This window comes from Paenibacillus caui (assembly GCF_019904135.1).
Classification (GTDB): domain Bacteria; phylum Bacillota; class Bacilli; order Paenibacillales; family Paenibacillaceae; genus Fontibacillus; species Fontibacillus caui.
The window spans coordinates 18,823-38,688 of the sequence record NZ_JAIOGQ010000012.1; the positions used below are offsets into that span (position 1 = coordinate 18,823).

Sequence of the window (19,866 nt, forward strand, 5' to 3'; positions counted from 1 at the left end):
TTAGGAGAGATGTTTGCAAGCCGATTGAGGGGGCTAGCGCACCGTAAAGATTTTAAGAATATAAAGAAGATTGGAGTGCAGTGCGTTGAAGAGAGGGTTACTGAAAAAGCTGGGCTTAAATGTGTCCATTGCCAGCTTGCTGCTAGGCTTGTTGTCGCCGTATGGCGCGATGAAGGCAAGCGCGGATCAACCTGGGGAATCATTTGATTACACCAAGGTACCGAGATTGTTAATTACGGAGCTTGTGCCGGACAGCTCGAATATTCCCACGAAGAATGATCCGAATAAGACGGTTGACGCTTATGAGTTTATTGAGGTTTACAATAATTTCAGCGAGCCGGTTTCTTTGAGAGATTACAATTTCGATTACCACTATATAAGCAGCAGCGGTAATGATGTCGACACGATCTGGCCGTTGGCCTCTGCAACTGACAATCCTGTCATTGAGTCAAAAGGTTCCGTTGTTTTTTGGATCATGAATAATGATAATACTGCACTGACGGCCGGTGATTTTAACAGCAATTATGGTACATCCCTTGTAGAGGGTACGAACCTGTTCCGTTTATCCGGCGGCGGGGGTATGAGCAACGGCTACCCGCGCGATTTGATTATTAAAGACAATAGCAGCAACGTTGTGGTGTCAGCCTCCTACCAAAACGATGATCAAACCCAGAAAAACAATGGCATTTTCTATACTTATCCTATTGACGGAAGCACGAATATGTCCATGGTGACTGCAGGCGACTATGCGGCTGGCGTACATACAGCAACTCCCGGAACGGTGGAAAGCGAGCTTGTTCCGGCATTCACCTATGATGATCCTGCCATCCAGCCTCCGCCAGCTCCCATTGTGATTCAGCACACTCCGGTAACGGAAGCTATGAACGATAGCGATCTGAACATTGCCATAACGGTAACGGCAAATACATATGGCGACCCGGCAAACGTGACGGCTGCTGTTTACTATAAGCTGGACTCCGAGGACAAGTTTACTGATCTTGCCATGAGTATGAACGCTGCTAGCTCGGCAGGCGATAACATTGCGTTTGAGACTTCCATTCCGAAGGAGCGGCTGCTTGGGAGCACGCTTCAATACTATATTGAAGCTAATGACGGATGGGTAACCAAAGACACCGAGGTATACACGGTGAACATTCGCTCAAGCTTCAATTATAACTATGTGCCTGCGCTTTTAATTACGGAGCTTAACCCTAACTCCGCGAATCTAACCAATGGAACAACAACGGCCAACGGTTATGAATTTATTGAGGTCTATAACAATTCGGACCGAACTATTAATTTGCAAGATTACAAGCTCATGTACCGTTATACGAACAAGACGCCTAATACGGAAACCCGGTGGGAGACAGGAGATGTAGTGATCCCCTCCCAACAATCTGCCGTATTGTGGATTGCCAATGGCTCTAACAATGATAAGACGGACTCGGACTTTAACAGCTTTTTTGACGTAAATCTGAAGCTTAATGAAAATTTATTTAAAATCGAAAGCGACGGAATGGCCAACGGTGGAGCAAGAAGCATTGTAATCCGCAATTCCAGCGACAAGGAAATAGTATCCGCCCATTATGAAACAGAAGTCAAAAACGTTTCGGACAAGCCCATTTTCTATAAATATCCAGATGATGGAACAACCGAGATGATCATGGACAGCGCAGGTACTGCTTCTGCGACACCGGGTACGGTAGATCCGAATCAGGTGCCGAAACAGACGGCTACTTTACCGGAAGAAGAGAATAATGAACCGACGATCATCAATCATACCCCGGTAACCCAAGCGGAAACGAATGAAAATTTGAAAATTAGCGCTCAAATTACGAACAAGGAAAGCGACGAGGGATTGGTTGATCCCGTGACGGCGACTGTGCATTATAAAACCGGTTCGCAAACCAATTTTGCAACGATCGCGATGAACGTGACTTCAGGCAACAACTATCTGGCGGATATTCCTCGGGAAGAGCTCAAGGAAGATACTTTTCAATATTACATCGAGGCAAAAGACGCTAAAAACACCGTTAAAACCGAAACGTACACAGTGGCAGTCCATGTGCCTGATTTCGACCCTTCGAAGGTACCGCCGCTGCTTGTAACGGAGTTGGTTCCTAACAGCACCAATGTTGACGGGGCGGATGGCTACGAGTTTATTGAAATCTATAACAATTCCGACAAAACCGTTAATCTGAAGGATTATAAAATTTATTACCGTTATACGGATTCAGGTCCAGATTCCGACATTGTCTGGCGGACGGATCGCGAGGATATGACCATTGATGCAGGCAAAACGGTCGTCTTCTGGGTCATTAACAACGCTAACGGAAATAAGACGGTTGCCGATTTTAATGCAAACTTTAATACGAATCTCGTAGAGAACCAGGATATATATAAAATTTATGCCGACGGTATGGCGAACGGCTCCAAGCGTGGTATCGTAATCGGAACCAACACGCATGCTGATATTTCCGCTGCCTATTACGATGGATCGCAACCATCTGAAACTGCTGAAAATAAAGGAATTCAATACAAGTACCCGACGAATGGCAGCACAAATATGATTAAGCTGAGCGCCGGCGTTGAAGCGGCATCCCCTGGCAGCGTGAATCCGGTACAGGTTCCGGATACGCCTGTGAAAGCTGTCGATGACACGGAGCCTCCAACTTTTACGAATGTTACGGGAATCAGCAATATCGAGCAGTCCAAAGATTTGGCGATTACGTTAGATGCTAAGGACAATCAAAGCGTCAAATCGGTTAAGATTTTTTACAAGTCCGACAGACAGGCTGATTATTCTAGCCGTTATTTGTATGTGAATTACAATGACACCATGTATCACTTTACGGTCTATCCTCCCGATTTGATTGGCAAGTCGTATATCCAGTATTACTTTGTCATATCTGATGGGAGCCATGAAATTACTTCGGAAACTTACAAAGTCGATATAACCGGTGGACCGGAGAGATCCGAACTTCGCCTGAACCTGAAAGACGGAGAAATCATGAGCGGTACCAAGGTTATCAAAGGAACCGCGGAAAACGACGCTCCCGAGTCCCTGCAGTTGTCTATTGACGGCAAGGAATTGACGACAGGCACATACCGTGCCTTGGAGCAGGATGCTTCCTTTGCTTTTGATGCGAATTCGGTTAACTTTTATTTTAAAAACGGCGTAACAATGGGCCATGAAATTTTGTATACATTTATGGATCCGATCAATACGTATACTACGCTCACGGTGCCGATTGAAGCAGCCCGGCTTACGGAAGGCAGCAATATCATTTCAATTCGCGCGGGAACCAAATCTTCGCCATTTGATGACCGCCCGGAAGAGAACAAGGACGATTTCACGGTTAGAAACATTCGACTTGTTTTTGCAGATGGTACAGTCCTTTACGATTCCAATTATGCCGATCCTGTCAAAGAAATAAAAATGGGAGACAGCGCCGGAAAATTTCCGGTTGTTGACTTCAATTTCAATTTGCCGGCTGAACTGCTAAAATCCAAAGCCTTTGACTTGGATACGACTACTTTGCCTGATGGTCTGCATACCGTTTCTGTTGATAATGCTGCTGGACGAAAGACGGCTAATATTACGGTAGATAACACAGCTCCCGATATTCGTCCAACAATCGAGAACGGTAAAATGTACCGGGGCGAGTTAACGCTGGATGCTGAAATTACGGATGCTCTTGCAGGCGTTGAATCTGTAGAGTCCACTTTGGACGGGGAAAAGATTGAAATGCCTTTTGCAACGGCTTCATCCAAGCTCAGTCCGGGAACACACTCTTTTGCTCTTAAAGCAACGGATAAAGTAGGAAACGTGTCTGAGAAAACCATTTCTTTTGATGTGCCGAACGAAAACCCGCTAAAACCGGAGCTTGTTTCTCCTGCTCATGATCAAACAAATGCAGGGCCGAACCTGTCTGTTAAAGTGCAGGATCCTACTAACGACAAGATGAACGTAAGCTTTTACAAAGGATTCCTGTTTGATGCTTTACATCGTGCAGGGCTTTCCGCATACAAAAACGCTAGCGAAGTGGAACCGCCTAAACAGCTGAGACCGGAAGGAGAACAGGCTTTCAGTGAGAATGAATACAGCTTGATCAGCGCTCAGGACGGACAATATCTAATCAATGATTCCAATGAAAAATTCCCTTACCATCGTTTCGAGGTAAAGCTGGATCCTACCGTGAAGGCAACCGACAAGGTCGAAATTGAGTGGCAGGGTAAATCGCTGGAAGGCCGGAAGGTGAGCTTGTATGCCTGGAGCCCTTCGGCTAATGAGTGGAAGCAGCTTGACAGCAAGATCGCCGGAAATGAAGATTTCTCCTTAACTTCAGAAGTGAAAGCCGGTGACTACGCCGTTGACGGAACCATACATGCCATTGTTCAGGACGAGCTTCCGGTTAGTCAGGATCCTTACGATTTCAGCATTGTTTGGATGTCTGACACTCAATATTATTCGGAAAGCTATCCTGAAATTTATGAGGGCAATGTGAAGTGGGTTGTAGATCACAAGGATGACATGAACATTAAATATGTCATTCACACCGGTGACCTTGTCGACGAAGCCGACAAGGAATATCAATGGATCGAAGCGGACAAGGACATGAAAGTCTTGGAAGACGCGAATGTTCCTTACGGGGTGCTTGCAGGTAATCACGACGTGTCCCACCAGTACGCCGATTATACGAAGTACTATCAATATTTTGGCGAGGACCGTTTCAAAAAGCAGCCGACCTTTGGCGGATCATACCTGAACAATCGCGGACACTACGATCTTGTCTCGGCAGGAGGTAATGATTTCATTATCGTCTATATGGGCTGGGACATTCGGAACGAAGATATTCAATGGATCGACGATGTTCTTAAAAAGTATCCGGACCGCAAAGCGATTCTAAATTTTCATGAGTACCTGCTTGTATCCGGCAACAGAGCTCCGATTGCTGAAGAAATATATGATCGCGTCGTTGTGCCTAACAAAAATGTGATCGCCGTTTTGAGCGGCCACTACCACGATGCTGAAGAATTGGTTGATAACATTGACGATAACGGGGACGGAACGCCCGATCGACAAGTCTATCAGATGCTGGCCGACTACCAAGGTGCCGAAAAGGGCGGTCTCGGCTATATCCGTTTGCTGCAGTTTGATGTGAGAAATAACAAGATTCATGTAAAAACGTATTCACCTTATCTGGACGATTACAACTACTACGATCCGAATACTTACCCGGGTAAGGATGAATTCGATCTCGATGTTGATTTAAATCCTATGCTTAAGCGAGTTGCAACGGATTATTTTGGAATCAAAGTGTATACCGATCAGCTGATTGGCGAACAAACTGATGTAGCTAGCGGTCGTACGACAAGCGTTTCCTGGAGTGGGCTGAATAAAGGTCAATATTATCAATGGTACGCAGTAGCGAAGGACGATTACAGTGGTATGGCACGTTCGGACGTTTGGGGCTTTACTGTTGGCGAGTCGAACGGAACACCGGAACCGACGCCAACGCCAGAACCGACGCCAACGCCAGAACCGACGCCAACGCCGGAACCGACGCCAACGCCGGAACCGACGCCAACGCCGGAACCGACGCCAACACCGGAACCAACGCCAATGCCGGAACCGACACCAACGCCGGAACCAACGCCAACGCCGGAACCGACACCAACGCCGGAACCGACACCAACGCCGGAACCAACGCCAACACCGGAACCGACACCAACGCCGGAACCGACACCAACGCCGGAACCAACGCCAACACCGGAACCGACACCAACGCCAAAACCAGCACCAGCACCTTCACCGGCGCCGGTAACACCAGAGCCTGCGAAACCGCCAGTGACAAGCGCTCCGGCTGAACTTCCGTTCAAGGATGTTGGGACTAAATACGAGTGGGCTAGGGATGCAATCGGAACCCTTTCGGAGAAAGGTATTATTTTAGGTACCTCCGCTACGACGTTCGAACCGGGCAGAAATATAACCAGAGCGGATTTCATGATGATCCTTGTCCGTTTGCTCGGTCTCAAAGCTGACTTTGCTTCCAACTTTAGCGATGTGAGCCCTGCCGATTATTATTATGAATCAGTGGGCATCGTGAAACAGCTTGGTATTGCTGACGGAGTGGGCGAAGGCAAATTCAAACCGCATGAAGCCATAACCAGACAGGACATGATGGTGCTGCTCCAGCGTGCGCTAGAGGTAACGGGCAAGCAAAGCCTGTCGGGAACGGAGGCCGATCTGACTCGCTATAAGGATAAATCCAAGGTTTCTTCCTATGCGAAGGACGCTGTTGCCGCAATGGTTCACGCGGGTATCGTTCAAGGAAACGGCTCGGCATTGAACCCGACGAGCCATACCACAAGAGCGGAAGCCGCTCAACTTCTCTACCGGGTGTATAATAACTATATTAAATAGCAATAAGTAATCTGCACGGGGCTGTCCCAATAGTAGCTTCTGACTACTGGGGACAGCTCCTTCTTTCAGTGCGTGTGAAGACTACAGGCGACTAAGAACAAGAATCCGTTTGCGGAGCCTCTGCCCAAAAAAAGGGTGTCTCAGCAGCCATTTGTATGGCTTTTGGGACACCCTGTTTGTGTTTAAACATAGCAGCTCTGTTTATCGGCTCGAAATAAGTGTATTCCAATACTTTTCGCTGATACGGAGATTGCGATTTAATCCAGAAAAGCGTTGCGTACCCGTTCCCAGAAAGGAAACGGACGGTAGCGCACGAAACTGATCTTTTGCCTTGCAACGTGGCATCTGACAGAGACCAGATCGTTCATGTGAAGGTTAATATGGTCGATGGTGATGAGCAAATTCTGTTCCTTACGCGAGTAGATATCGCAGTGGTGATGCTTCGGAAGCACGAGCGATGACCCCATCGTCCGGTAAACACGGTTATTGATGGAAGCTATTTCGGACAGTTGGAGCGCTTCTATCGACGGATGAACCATTGCGCCGCCAAGACTTTTGTTGTAGGCCGTACTTCCTGAAGGAGTGGACACGCAGATTCCGTCTCCCCGAAACATTTCAAACAGACGGTCATTGATATCGACCTGGGCGACAATGGTCCCGTCAACGCTCTTCAGGGTGAATTCGTTCAGGCAAATGTAGGAAGCCTTCCCCGATTTCTTTGTGATTTCAACCTCAATCAGCGGATAGTTCACGATTCTTGGTTTGGGCGTACCCGGTCCTCCCTGACCGCTCATTAGGGAAATCAGTTCAGGAATTTCATCGGCCTTCCAGTCTGCATAAAAACCAAGATGTCCAGTATGTATGCCCACGAAAGCGATGGAAGGGATCCGGTCGATAAACGTGTGAAATGCATGCAGCATCGTCCCGTCGCCACCGATGGAAACAACAATTTCGGGAGATTTGGCATCCAGCTCAAATCCCTGCTCCCCTGCGAGCTTGTGGAATTGTTCGGTCAATTCGACGGATAGATCGTCCCCTCGGTCTAGAACGTAATATCTCAAATTGGAAGCTCCTTTAACAGGTGTGATGGTCACTTTACAACCTATTATAACTTAAAATGACAGTTTACCATAATTGCGCTATAGATACAGCCGCCAGAAACGATCATAGCCAATTCATGCCTGGACAACAATATCCTCTTTGGACCCGAAATGATGCTGCAGCGCATACAAATATTATGTACAAAAAATGGCAGCCTCATCAAGAAGGCTGCCTGCTGTACGCCGGGAAACCGGCCAGCTTCCTTTTCTGAAAAAATAATATTTATTCTTCGGTGGGTTCTGCCGAAATGGTGTAAGCTTCATCGATCAGCCATTTTCCATCGGATGATTTGGTCAGGGTTTGAATCGATTGGGTTTTGATCGTTATCGTCTTGCTGTCTTCCTTCTCCAGGGTGCTGCTCTCCAAATAGACGGCAGCCTTGTTTTTGCTGTAATAAATAATCTGCTGCTTCTCCAGGGTGCTCTTAATAAAATAGTTGTTCAAATAATCCTGGTAGAAGTCCTTCATATCCTGCAGTTCTTCCGAATCCTCCGGCAGGACAATGGCACTCAGTATACCGTCCAAATTTTTCTCGTTGATGTCCTTGAAATTTTGTTCAAACACCGATTTGATGGCACTCTCCTCGTTCGAAGGCACCGTAACGGTTTGGGAAAGGTCCGGAGGGAGCACCGTTTGGGCGTACATATCAACGCTGTTGATCTTCCAGACCCCATCCTTCTTCACAAGCGAATATTCATAGCTGTCTTCCGAATCCGGAGCGTAATCTCCTCCGATGCGTTTGCTTTGTTCTACTGTATAAACGGTAGCCTCACTGCCGCTAATATAGCCGAACTCGATACTCGCGATGGAGAACGAAGTATCGTATGTATCCAAATAGTCCTGAAGTGATTGCTTCAACTCGTCATCCACGGTATCCGGGTCGAGCAGGGCAATATAACCGGCAACATCTTCTTCATTCAGACTTTTGTTCATCTGATCAAGAAGCGCGCGAATTTCGTTCTTTGCCAGCTCTTTGGCTTCGCTTGTTTGAATCTCAACGGTTGATGTATCAGCGTTCCAGTTCACGTCAGCTCCGGCTGTCTGGCTGATAAAGCGCAGAGGAACATAGACCGTATTCCCGCGCACTGCCGGCGCAAGTGTAAGATTCTTCAAAACGCCGTTTACTTTCGCGGTTCGGCTGCCTACCGTTAATTCGATGGAAAGGCCGTTCTTTTTGCCGGTAACTTTTTTGGTTTTGGAATCCCAGGAAACCTGGAGCCCCAATTTTTCGAAAATAGCCCGGAAAGGAACAAAGGTGGTACCGTTCTCGGAATATGGGGTTCCGGCGGAAAAATGCAGTACGTTACCATCTACGGTAACTCCAATCGGGTTGCCTGCGGCAGAGGCTGGAAGGATTAAAGCTGTGGCCAATACCGCGCTTGCTGCCAGAGTTGCGATTTTTTTCATAAATCAATCCCCTTAAAAAAATGATGATATTGTATAAAATAGGTATATAATACCATCTGTATTTCATTTCTGTCTACGTTTATTTATTGAGTGCAGCGTCCTCAGGATCAGGGGTCACCCCCGCCTGGTCTTAAACCGGAACCTCAGTTTCTGAATGAGAATGAGGAAAAATGACACAATAAGCAGTACAACCAGCATGCTTAAGCCATAACCCAAGTTCCCAATGCCGGAATCAACTCGATATACGGTTGCCGGGAGGGGGGCGGGCAGCGGGGCCATTGCCTGATTGTCCATGCCGAAGAACGGCCAAATCATTAGAAGCAGTGCTGCGGATATAACGGCATGAATGAAGCGGGCGATCATGAACGGCATATACCGCAGATCGCTTGCATTCAGTATGCTGGCGACCTGGGCATGAACCGACAGGCCTCCCCAGGACAATATAAACGCAGCGGCAGCCGCTTTATAAGAGAGAGGGATTCCGGAGGCGGCGGCAGCCGCGTTTTTAGCACCAAGGGTCACCTCGAACAAGCCGCTGACGAAGGGCTCGGAAAGCGCGGAAGGAAGCCCGATGACAGGCAGGATGAAGCGAAGTCCTTCGTAAAGCGAAGTCATCAGTCCCGACGCGGAAAGCACCTCCAGAAACACGGAGAAAAAGACGACGAGTCCGCCGACAATGGTCATCAGTTTTATAGAGGAAGAAATAGCCTGACGAAGAAGCTCGCCAAGCTCCCGGCCGTCGGCAATTCTGGCCTGATGCATGGCGAGAACAGCCGCTTTAAGGCGGGAGCCTTCAGATATTGGATCCGCTTTGGCGGTGTTTCCGTTAGGCTGCCCCGTTACGGGGCGGCCGTGGAACCGCATCAGCAAGCCTATGATTATAGAGCCTCCGTAATGGGCCAAGGCCAGAACACCGGCCAGCTTGGAGTTGTGGAAGAATCCGACGGACACCGCACCGATCAGAAAAATGGGATCGGAAGAGGTGGTGAAGGAGACCAGCCGCTCGCCCTCTTCACGGCTGACCAGATTTTGCTCGCGCAGCTTGGCTGTTAATCTGGCGCTTACTGGATAGCCCGCGGCAAAGCCCATGGCAGCCACGAACCCGCCGCTTCCGGGAATGCGGAAGACCGGCTTCATCAGAGGATCCAGCAGTTTTCCAAGAAAATGGACGATTCCGAATCCAAGCAGCACCTCGGATATGACGAAGAATGGAAATAACGAGGGGAACAGGACATCCCACCAGATCGTCAGCCCGCGTACCGCGGCGTCCAAGGATGATTGCGGAAAGGCAAGCGCGAGCAAAGAGAGCGCGGCAAGCCCCAGCAAGATAATCGGCAGGCCCAGTCTGGATATAGGCATCGGACACGCCTCCACTTAAATTTGTTTGGATCATCATTACATGTATGAATGCGGAAGGACAAACAGTACAAAAAAAACAGGAAAGCGTTTGCTGCAAGCTGATTTTTTTCCCTGGATATGATAAAATAGGTGATGTAAAGCATCGCGATCTCTTATGAGTTCAAAAATCCTTATGAGCGGAGTGATGTCAATGAGTTTTGTTGCAGGTGTTCTCGTATGTGCATTTGTATATGTCATACGCGCCTCTCTGGTCCGTTCAGGTGAAGAGGATTGGCGCAGTTATTGAAAATTTCACACAAGAGGGTATTGGGCGCTGTCAAGCGTCCTTTTTTTGTTTTCAGCGAATGCATGCGGTGTAAAGAACCGCCAGCTTGGGCTCGAAGCAGATCAGAAAGGGGAAAAAGGATGGATTGAGGGTGGAGTGGCCGCCTGTTTCACTTAACACGATAAAAGACCTGAGGCTTGCCTCAGTTTTCTAATCTAAAACGCCTGAAATGCCGATTAATTAACCAAGGGTTTTTTTAGCAAATTATTTGATATAATACATGTTATAGCTAACGAAGACACATTGCAGAAGGTGGTGACCTAGTGGACAAGAACCCAGAACAGGGGCAAAGCTTATATGAAATGCTGGGGGGTGGAGAAACGATTCGCAGCATTGTGGAGGCCTTTTATCCCCGGGTTCAGCGCAATCCGCTGCTTGGGCCCTTGTTTCCGGAAGATATTGATCCGGTAATGGAGAAGCAATACATGTTTCTATCCCAGTTTTTTGGCGGACCATCCCTGTATTCGGATGCCTACGGCCATCCAATGATGCGCGCCCGCCATCTGCCCTTTCCTGTAACTTTGGAGCGTGCAGAGGCATGGCTGTCCTGCATGGGAGAGGCTTTAACCGAAGCAGGCGTCCAGGAACCGCTGAGAAGCATGGTGCTGCAGCGCTTGTCGGGGCCGGCGATGCATTTTATAAATACCCAATAAGAGAAGCTACTTGGCTCCAAAACGGGAAGGAAGGATTAGGTCATGCAACTTGAGCCGCTTTATTCCACGAATGTTACCTGCATTTTGTGTGAACAAACTTTTGCAACCTCCAGAGTTAGGCCCAGCTTCAAAAGGGCAATTCGTTCGGATGCCGATTTTTGCGGATATTATTCGAGCGAAAATCCCGATTATTACGTCGTCAAGGTTTGTCCGCATTGCGGATTTGCGTTTACGGAAAATTTTGGTGAACGCATTAACAAGAAGCAGCGCAGCGAATTTGACAAAGCACTCGGTTCGCGGCTTCTTCCGCGCGATTACAGCGGACACAGGGACTGGGAGACAGCTCTTGAAAGCTACAAGCTCGCTTTGCTGTGTGCGCAGGCGATAAACGAGAAGGAAACAATCATTGCGAGCCTTCTTCACCACATAGCGTGGCTTTACCGCTACAAAGGGAATGAGGAACAGGAGCAGCGTTTTCTGAAATACAGCCTGGAAGCATACATCAGAGTTTTTGAGTATGAAGGGCTTGGTGCGGGCGACGCCCGCTTAATGTATCTGATCGGCGAACTCCACAGGAGAACCGGGAACTTCCCGGAAGCCGTTCGCTGGTACTCAAGGGTGATCAACGACCAGAAGATTGTGGATGCGGCCATGATTTCCGCTTCCCGCGCCCAATGGGGCGTTCTTCGCGAACAGATGCTGGAAGCGAAGCATGAGCTGCCGGAGGAAATGAAGGGCTAGCTTCACGGCCTCACGGGCTTACAGCCTTACAGTCCGGTAAAGTGAAGCCGGCCGCTTGCTTACAAGCATAGCGCCTGCAAGTTTTGGGTCCCCCGCAAGGCAATCGTATAAGCTTCAGGGTACACGTCACTTTGCGGGGAGATTGCCGGCCGGTCTGCTTCAATTCCGATACGGATGCCCGGCGTTAACGAACAACGGTGTCCGTCAGCAGGTAGTCGTCGTCGCTGTCCAGAACGGTCAGCTTATGATAGCAGCAGGGAAATACCAGGAGCTTCTTTTTTCCTTCACGAACGCTTTTTATTTCGCGCGGTTTCATCGGAATGAGGATGTTCTCCCTCCCGCAGAAGGGACATTCCGGTACATAAACATCGCCCATCGTTATATCATAAGGCAGCGCTTTGTTGAAGGGTATCATTCGCTTTTCGGATCTCCCTTGGGGGAATTTTCCTTGGCGAGCTCTCTCAGTTTCTGCATCAAAATATGCTGCGGCATATGCATAAGCTGCTCTATAGGGACGCCAAGCTTCTCGGACAGCTTTACGGCCGTTTCCGGTGAAATTTGTAATGGTCTCATACGTTATGCCTCCTGTCTTGTCCTGCATAGGACTATACCATAGTTATACACTTTTGATCGGTGCAGTATCAACCTCCCTCACAGAAAGGATGCTTTTATTTATGAGTCAATTGAACAAGCCGTTAAGTTTAACCTGGGATTTGGAATCGGTATTTCCAGGAGGCTCGGAGTCTTCCGAGCTTAAAACTTTTTTGACCCAGCTCGAACAGGATGTTGCGGGAATGGAAAAAATTGCGAAGGAAGCGAAAGCTCCCTCCAGCATTCAGGGAACCAAAGAGTTCGATCCCTTTATTGAACAATTGCAGGGTGTGTATTCGAGAATCACCGAAGCCGGCAGCTTTATCGGCTGCTTGACCGCCCAAAACACGAGCGACAAGAAAGCCATTCAGCTCTCGGATCGGTTAAGCACGCTTGGAGCGCGGCTCAAATCCGTTACAGCGGTCTTTGAGAATGTACTTCGCTCTACGGAAGAAGATGTGTTTGCGGAATGGGTAGCCCGGGAAGAAATAGCTCCTATCGCGTTTACTTTGACAGAAAGCCGGGAACGGGCCAAAGAAAAGCTTTCTCCCGAGCTTGAGGGCCTTGCGCTCGATTTGGCTGTTGACGGGTATGAAGGCTGGAGCGAGCATTACGATACGATTGTCAGCAAGTTCAGTCTCCCCTTCACAGATGAGAAGGGAGAGACCGTGCAGCTTTCCGCCGGACAGGCGCACAACAAGCTGCATGATCCTGATCGCAGCGTCCGTGAGGAAGTTTTTGCGGCATGGGAAGAGAAATGGGCGGAGCTGGCCGACTTTGGCGCGGACACGCTGAACCGGCTCGCCGGCTTTAGACTTAAGCTTTACGGGAAACGCGGCTGGGAGGATGTGCTGAAAGAACCGCTTGCCATTAACCGGATGTCCCGTGAAACGCTGGATACGATGTGGCAGGTGATTAACGAATATAAGCCGGTATTTGTAAAATATCTGGAACGCAAAGCGAAGCTGCTGGGCGTAGAGAAGCTCAGTTGGGCTGACGTTGAATCTCCGCTGGGTGGCAAAGCCGGCGGCAAAATTCCTTACGACGAAGCAGCCGAAACCATTGTCAAGGAATTTGGCGGTTTCAATCCGAAGCTGGCCGAGTTTGCCGTGAATGCCTTCAATAACAGCTGGATTGAAGCGGAAGACCGTCCCGGCAAGAGACCCGGGGGATTCTACACACCGCTGACGGAAAGCAAGGAAGGCCGGATCTTTATGACCTTTGGAGGCACGGCTTCCAACGTTTCGACCCTGGCGCATGAGCTCGGACACGCTTACCATTCGTTCCTGCTGAAGAATCTGCCGCCATTCTGCCAAGATTATGCGATGAACGTGGCGGAGACGGCTTCGACCTTTGCCGAGAATATTTTGTCTTCCGCTCAAGTGAGCCAGGCAGAAAGCAAAGAAGAGAAGCTGGCGCTTCTGGAAGAGAAGGTTCAGCGCAGCGTGGCCTTCTTCATGAATATCCATGCCCGCTTCCTGTTTGAGACGCGTTTTTATGAGGAGCGCAAGGAAGGTCTGCTCAGCACGGACGATTTGTGCCGCTTGATGGAGGAAGCCCAGAAGGAAGCCTTCTGCGGAGCGCTTGGTTCCTATCATCCTCATTTCTGGCTGTCCAAGCTGCATTTCTATATTACGGGCGTTCCTTTCTATAACTTCCCATATACGTTTGGCTTCCTATTCAGCAGCGGTATCTTTGCGCGTGCACAGGCGGAAGGCCCTTCCTTTGCCGAAAAATACGACGCGCTCCTGCAGGATACAGGGCGCATGAAGGTTGAGGATCTGGCGCAGAAACATCTTGGCGTCAATTTGACGAAACCGGATTTCTGGCGCGAAGCGATTTCGGTTTCTGTTAAAGATGTGGAGCAGTTCCTTGCGATGACAGAATAATCTAATTTAGATGCATATGAAGAAATGCATCAGAAGAAGAGAAGCGGCCCCCAGGGGCCGCTTTTTCCAAACGTTAAGAAATCTGTCGAAACGTAAATATTTTTAGCGAAACGGAAGAGTCATCCACAGGTTATACATAAATCTAATAGGAAAAAATACCTAAAAATGTACCATATTGCTGTTAATCCATCGAATATTGGAATATAATGTGACATAAGCCCTATTTAGAGGGAGAAATATCAGCATAAGGGAGTGATAAAGCTGAAGACAGATCAATTTTCACTAGCCAGACAGCTGGATTTGGTATTTAAGGAATTGGAATCAGAGCTTGGCGGATTAACCTCGGGAACCGTATTTATTCAGATTAGGAACAATGCCATAGGCAAATTTGGGATCAGGCACAATCCCATTGCCTGCAGAAATGGTCGTTTGCCGGATGAGCCAAACGGACTAAACGCCGTACAGCTTAGCTCCTTCCGAAGCATGGCCATCGAAGCTCTAAAATTCAAGAAGTATTGGACTCATGGAGAAATCAGCTATGAATTTGCAGTGAGGCAGGGTATCATCATCGTGGATGCTACGCTCGAATCCAACTATAATATGGCCAATCTGATGATCCGCTATCCGAGAACTGCGAACCTTCATACATACGGGGAGTTGAAGGATCTGTCTTAAGCCAGACGAAAGCCCGGCGGTTTGCCCGCCGGGTTATTCATGGTTCGAAACGGAAACGCTACAAACAAACAGACGGCATGCCAATTACGGCATACCGTCTGTCTCTTTATCATTGTGTTAAAAAGGAAAAGCATATTTACAGGATTATTTTCCCGACAATTGCTGTTCCGCCAATTGTACCAAACGCTTTGTGATGTAGCCCCCGAGGGAACCAGTTTCACGGGAAGTGTAGTTACCGTAGTATCCGTCTTGTGGAATTTGTACGCCCAGTTGTTGTGCAGCTTCAACTTTCAATTGCTGCAAAGCGGCGGTAGCTTGAGGAACAACCAGGTTATTGGAACGGTTGCGTGATCCTGCCATGTTTGTCACCCCCTTTGTCCGTTGTGAGTTTAGTATGATTCGAAAAGCCGAAAATATGCGCTATTCTTTTCAAATAAGCACGGGTGTAATTATTTCCTGTTTACCAGGCAGACCACAGCAAAGCCCGCGCATTTCGCGCGGGCTTAAAATGACTCTTATGATTCTTCATCCGGAGGATAGACGACTTCCATCTTCAATTGAAGGTCCAGTGTTTGCCCGGGTTTGAGATCGATCAAGCCGCACTCTTCCGGCGAAATGTCCAGATTAGGAGCATTAGGGAGCCAGGTATAAGGCTCAATGCATAGAAACTGATCCGCTTCTCCCTTCGTATAAAGGACCCAGTGCTTGAAATAGGCAGGATCGGCCGAATACTTGACTCCGTACCCGTTTGTACGCATGAGCAGCGCTTCTGCCGGTTTGCCGCCGATTTGCAGCATCGTATCGAAATTGGCGCCTTTCAGATTAAGACTTTCATTTAATGCTTCCAGGGCTCCAAGCGAAGCGGTCTCCCCTGTGGTTACAATTTCTTCGTCGGATAAATAAATTTTGCTAACAGGCAGCTTGAGATTCCAATTCTCAGGTTCGCTGTCGATCAGGAACCAGGTATGTAAGCCCAGGCCAAACGGTGCGGCGGTGTCCCCCAGATTGGAAATGCGGAAGGTTTGGGTAAGTTCCTGGCCCTGAAGGCGGAGCGTCATTTCCAGCTTAAGCGGTATAGGGTATTGGCGTATCCAGTTCGGATCATCCGCTGTTTTAAACTCGGTAGTCACCGAGCAACCTTCTTCATCTTCTTCAATGTCGCTTACACACCAGTTTTGGGTCCGATGGAGCCCGTGAATATGATTGTTATTGGCGGTATTCTGGTCGAATTGGTAATTTTGGCCCGCATAGGAAAATCGTCCTCTACGAATTCTTCCCGGCGGGATGAGCAAAGGGATGCCGAAATGGTAAGGTTTCTGCAGGTAAAAGTCCAGATCGCTCTCTTCGGGCCGGCGCAGCACTTCTCGCTGCTGAATCAGGTCCTTGATCCCGATTACATTGTTGCCGAGACGAGGCAGCAGCGTGACTTCAAGTTCGTGGCTATGTAAGATGTACGTGTCGTAACCATTCCATTGCCCTTTGGTCACTCTTTTCATGTCTTTGCTCCTTTTCCCATAATAATTCAGAAATCTGTGCTAAGCTTATAATAACACTTTTTGATGGGGGACGTAAAAATGGATTTGACTTGCCTTTGCGACCTCTATATGATGAACATATATCAACTCATATCTAACATAAAGTGTTGACGGGGACAAGTAAACGCGTATGTTTTCCTGCAGAAAGCCGGTGGTTGATGCGAACCGGCGGAAAGATACACGGATGAATGGACCCCTGAGCGCCGGCAGGAACGGACAAGGCCAGGACGGACCTTAAGCCAAGTATAGCCGGACGTTGCTTCCGCGTTAAGGAATCATAAGGCCGGTGTCTTTTGACTATGTCTGAAGGAGGTCCGGCGAATTAGGGTGGTACCACGGTCTCACGTCCCTTGCGGACGCGGGGCCTTTTTTGGTTGCAGAAGTTTCCTAAGTTTACCCAAGGAGGAGATTTGTTTTGAAAACCGTATTTTCCGGCATTCAGCCGAGCGGAAAGCTTACCATTGGCAACTATATCGGAGCGATTAAAAATTTCGTCAAGCTGCAGGATGACTACAAGTGCAACTTTGTCATTGTGGACCTTCATGCTATAACCGTCCCGCAAGATCCCGAAGCGCTCAGAGAGCAGTCCGAAGCAGTCGCGACCTTGTACATTGCGGCAGGGATCGATCCTTCCAAATCCAATGTTTACATGCAGTCGCATGTACCCCAGCATGCGGAGCTCGGTTGGCTGCTGACTACGCTCACTTCAATGGGCGAACTGGAGCGTATGACTCAATTTAAGGACAAGTCGGCAGGCAAGGATTCGGTTGGCGCCGGTTTGTTTGTGTATCCGTCACTGATGGCTGCGGATATTCTATTGTTTAATACGGACCTTGTTCCGGTAGGAGAGGATCAGAAACAGCATTTGGAACTGGCGCGTGATATCGCCGGACGCTTCAATCACCGTTTCGGGAACTATTTTACGATCCCTGAGCCGTATATTCCCGAGGTGGGCGCACGCATTATGTCGCTGGACGATGCCTCCAAGAAAATGAGCAAGAGCAATCCGAACGAAGGCAGCTATATCGCGCTTCTGGACCCTCCCGATGTAATCCGGAAGAAGATTAGCCGGGCAACGACGGATTCGGGCCGTGAGGTAAAGTATGATCCGGCAAACAAACCGGAGGTCAGCAACCTGATCGGCATTTACAGCCAGATTTCCGGGTTGTCTGTAGCCGAAGTGGAGCAGCGGTATGAAGGCCAGATGTATGGACCGTTCAAGAAAGATCTGGCCGAAGTGGTGGTTTCGGTTCTGGAGCCGCTTCAGCAAAAATATCGCGAAATCCGCGAATCCGGCGAAATCCGCAATATTTTACGTGAAGGCGCTGAGCGCGCCGGTGAAATCGCGGCAAAAAATTTGAAGGAAATCCAGCATTTAATGGGATTCCTCCCAAGAGGCTAATAAGCTGACTGGCAATACCGAAAGACAGCGCTTAGGTAATTAAAAAGGACGCCGCCCGGCGTCTTTTTTTAGTTGGTAGACTTATTTAATCCATGTCACGAAATTGTCATACAAAAATCATGATTTCAGCGCTATATTCAAACATGATCTCCGATTAATATGATAAAGTTTATAGCGGGGATTGAATTTAAATCTTTTTCTATTGTTAAACTGATGTTAACAAGACAAATGATTTGGAGGATATTTTGCCCTCCAAAGTTTGCTTGTCAGGGCTAGTGGCCCTCCAGTTTGAAGTTATTTGTTAGGGAGGAAAAAGTAACATGGGCAAACCATTCAGATATCAGGCAGGTTCGGATGCCGCGGCGCTGTCTGTCAGACCTACTCCGCCCAGCGAGTCTGCCACCTGGCGTGATTTCGTTGCGCTTACGAAGCCGGGAATTCTTCGGTCCAATCTCATTGCAACCTTTGCGGGCTTTTGGCTAGCTTCTTATTGGTCTCCGGATATTTTCAAGCTCATTCTGACAATGGTCGGAACCGTACTTGTGATGGCGGGAGCTTGTGTGTTTAACAACTACTATGACCGCGAGATGGATATGAAGATGGCCCGTACCCAGAATCGGGCCCTTCCGCTTGGGAAGCTTTCGCCGAAGACCGTTTTGTGGTATGGAGCCATTTTGGGTGCAGCCGGTCTTGCCGTGCTGTTCCTGTTCTCAGGTGTTCTGGCCGGATTATTTGGCATCGTAGGCTTGATCGTGTACGCGGGCATTTATACCATGTGGCTGAAACGCACTTCCACGTGGAGCACTTCGGTTGGGGCCATCTCCGGTGCAATGCCGCCGGTTATTGGCTACGTGGCGGCCTCGGGCCAAATTAACCTTGGCACTTGGATGATCTTCGCCGTTCTGTTCCTGTGGCAGCCGCCGCACTTCTGGGCGCTTGCAATCCGCCGCGTCGAGGAGTACCGTGAAGCCGGATTCCCGGTGCTTCCAGTAGTGAAAGGGATCAAGCGTACAAAGCTCCAAATGATTCCTTATATCGCGCTGCTGCTTCCGATTCCGGCGATTATGTACGTGTACGGCTACACCGGAATGTGGTTCCTGGTCATTGGCACAGCGCTGTCGGCAGTCTGGCTGTTTATGGCCCTGAAAGGGTTCAGAAAGCAGGACGATGAAACTTGGTCGAAGAAAGTTTTTATCTTCTCCATTAATTATTTGACGATCAGTCTGATCGTCATGCTTCTGAATACGCCGCATATGTAAGATCAGGGCAAATTGCGGAAGCTCGAAAATAACGTGTCCGAGGCTGCTTGCTTCGGGCACGTTTTCACTTTACGGGGTTATTTGGGTAGCGGCCAAATCATTAAGAACGGGTCACAGTTCGGAAAAAGGCGGAGGATACATAATGAACTCCTCCAAACCGGCTTTCTCCAGCTGAGCGATCACATATTCGTCCGGAGTCCCCTCAACACCGGCATAGCCCTTGCGGGTATAGATCTGTTCGGCGTCGGGAAAGGCGTCCCTAAGGATCGCCCTGATTTTTTTGCCGGAGGAATCGTTGTCCATGAACAGGTACACTTCGTCATTGCCGACCTGCTTGCGAAGCTGCTCCAGCTTAAGACTGCTCATCGACCCAAAGGTACATACAATGTTGATTTCGGGGCTCAAAAGACGCCGAAGCTTGCCGCGGTCATTTTTACCCTCTACAATAATCGTAATTTCTGCCACATTCATTCACCTCGCTGCAGAAGAAGTGAGCCATCTT

At 48.7% G+C, this 19,866-nt stretch carries 15 protein-coding genes and 1 other annotated feature; of the genes, 7 read left to right on the forward strand and 8 right to left on the reverse strand.

Annotated elements, in window-relative coordinates; translation table 11 throughout:
• Positions 1 to 85: 85 nt before the first annotated feature.
• Positions 86 to 6,427, forward strand: a complete 6,342-nt coding sequence (locus tag K7397_RS21835) for an S-layer homology domain-containing protein (RefSeq protein WP_223067595.1) — start codon at positions 86 to 88, stop codon at positions 6,425 to 6,427.
• A 257-nt stretch (positions 6,428 to 6,684) separates the two neighbouring features.
• Here K7397_RS21835 and K7397_RS08910 read toward each other — a convergent pair whose 3' ends face one another.
• From K7397_RS08910 to ylbJ, 3 genes are all read right to left on the reverse strand, one after another.
• Positions 6,685 to 7,488 (reverse strand): NAD kinase, encoded by an 804-nt coding sequence (locus tag K7397_RS08910; protein ID WP_223067596.1) that lies wholly within the window; start codon positions 7,486 to 7,488, stop codon positions 6,685 to 6,687.
• Positions 7,489 to 7,750: 262 nt separating this feature from the next.
• Entirely contained in the window at positions 7,751 to 8,935 is a 1,185-nt protein-coding gene (locus K7397_RS08915; protein ID WP_223067597.1) for a stalk domain-containing protein, read from the reverse strand.
• A 114-nt stretch (positions 8,936 to 9,049) separates the two neighbouring features.
• Positions 9,050 to 10,294, reverse strand: coding sequence for a sporulation integral membrane protein YlbJ (gene ylbJ / locus K7397_RS08920; RefSeq protein ID WP_223067598.1), 1,245 nt, complete (start codon positions 10,292 to 10,294; stop codon positions 9,050 to 9,052).
• A gap of 627 nt (positions 10,295 to 10,921) precedes the next feature.
• Here ylbJ and K7397_RS08925 point away from each other — a divergent pair.
• Both K7397_RS08925 and K7397_RS08930 read left to right on the forward strand, forming a co-directional pair.
• Complete coding sequence (locus tag K7397_RS08925; RefSeq protein WP_223067686.1) at positions 10,922 to 11,272, forward strand: globin domain-containing protein; 351 nt, start codon at positions 10,922 to 10,924, stop codon at positions 11,270 to 11,272.
• Positions 11,273 to 11,314: 42 nt separating this feature from the next.
• Entirely contained in the window at positions 11,315 to 12,013 is a 699-nt protein-coding gene (locus K7397_RS08930) for a DUF2225 domain-containing protein (protein WP_223067599.1), read from the forward strand.
• Between the two features lie 184 nt (positions 12,014 to 12,197).
• Here K7397_RS08930 and K7397_RS08935 read toward each other — a convergent pair whose 3' ends face one another.
• Together K7397_RS08935 and K7397_RS08940 are read right to left on the reverse strand one after the other, a co-directional pair.
• Positions 12,198 to 12,428, reverse strand: a complete 231-nt coding sequence (locus K7397_RS08935; protein WP_223067600.1) for a hypothetical protein — start codon at positions 12,426 to 12,428, stop codon at positions 12,198 to 12,200.
• Positions 12,425 to 12,586: a YycC family protein gene (locus K7397_RS08940; RefSeq protein WP_223067601.1), complete on the reverse strand. Its 162-nt coding sequence runs from the start codon at positions 12,584 to 12,586 to the stop codon at positions 12,425 to 12,427. Before K7397_RS08940 ends, K7397_RS08935 begins: the two co-directional genes overlap by 4 nt.
• A 101-nt stretch (positions 12,587 to 12,687) precedes the next feature.
• On the opposite strand from K7397_RS08940, the gene K7397_RS08945 reads away from it, so the two are divergent.
• Positions 12,688 to 14,493 carry a M3 family oligoendopeptidase gene (locus K7397_RS08945; protein ID WP_223067602.1) on the forward strand — a complete coding sequence of 602 codons (1,806 nt, stop codon included), beginning with the start codon at positions 12,688 to 12,690 and terminating at the stop codon, positions 14,491 to 14,493.
• Positions 14,494 to 14,748: 255 nt separating this feature from the next.
• A complete protein-coding gene (locus K7397_RS08950; RefSeq protein ID WP_420488768.1) occupies positions 14,749 to 15,168 on the forward strand; it encodes an O-methyltransferase in 420 nt (139 codons plus the stop codon).
• Between the two features lie 144 nt (positions 15,169 to 15,312).
• On the opposite strand, the gene K7397_RS08955 is transcribed toward K7397_RS08950, so the two are convergent.
• The gene (locus K7397_RS08955; RefSeq protein WP_223067603.1) at positions 15,313 to 15,528 is read right to left on the reverse strand and encodes an alpha/beta-type small acid-soluble spore protein; all 216 of its coding nucleotides are present in this window, start codon (positions 15,526 to 15,528) and stop codon (positions 15,313 to 15,315) included.
• Positions 15,529 to 15,683: 155 nt separating this feature from the next.
• Entirely contained in the window at positions 15,684 to 16,664 is a 981-nt protein-coding gene (locus K7397_RS08960) for an aldose 1-epimerase (protein WP_223067604.1), read from the reverse strand.
• Positions 16,665 to 16,801: 137 nt separating this feature from the next.
• Positions 16,802 to 17,057, forward strand: a binding site (T-box leader).
• A 61-nt stretch (positions 17,058 to 17,118) separates the two neighbouring features.
• Here K7397_RS08960 and trpS point away from each other — a divergent pair.
• Together trpS and cyoE are read left to right on the forward strand one after the other, a co-directional pair.
• Positions 17,119 to 18,105 (forward strand): tryptophan--tRNA ligase, encoded by a 987-nt coding sequence (trpS, locus tag K7397_RS08965; protein WP_223067605.1) that lies wholly within the window; start codon positions 17,119 to 17,121, stop codon positions 18,103 to 18,105.
• 320 nt (positions 18,106 to 18,425) lie between these two features.
• A complete protein-coding gene (gene cyoE / locus K7397_RS08970; protein WP_223067606.1) occupies positions 18,426 to 19,364 on the forward strand; it encodes a heme o synthase in 939 nt (312 codons plus the stop codon).
• A gap of 111 nt (positions 19,365 to 19,475) precedes the next feature.
• On the opposite strand, the gene K7397_RS08975 is transcribed toward cyoE, so the two are convergent.
• Positions 19,476 to 19,829 (reverse strand): toprim domain-containing protein, encoded by a 354-nt coding sequence (locus K7397_RS08975; protein ID WP_337926702.1) that lies wholly within the window; start codon positions 19,827 to 19,829, stop codon positions 19,476 to 19,478.
• Positions 19,830 to 19,866: the final 37 nt, after the last annotated feature.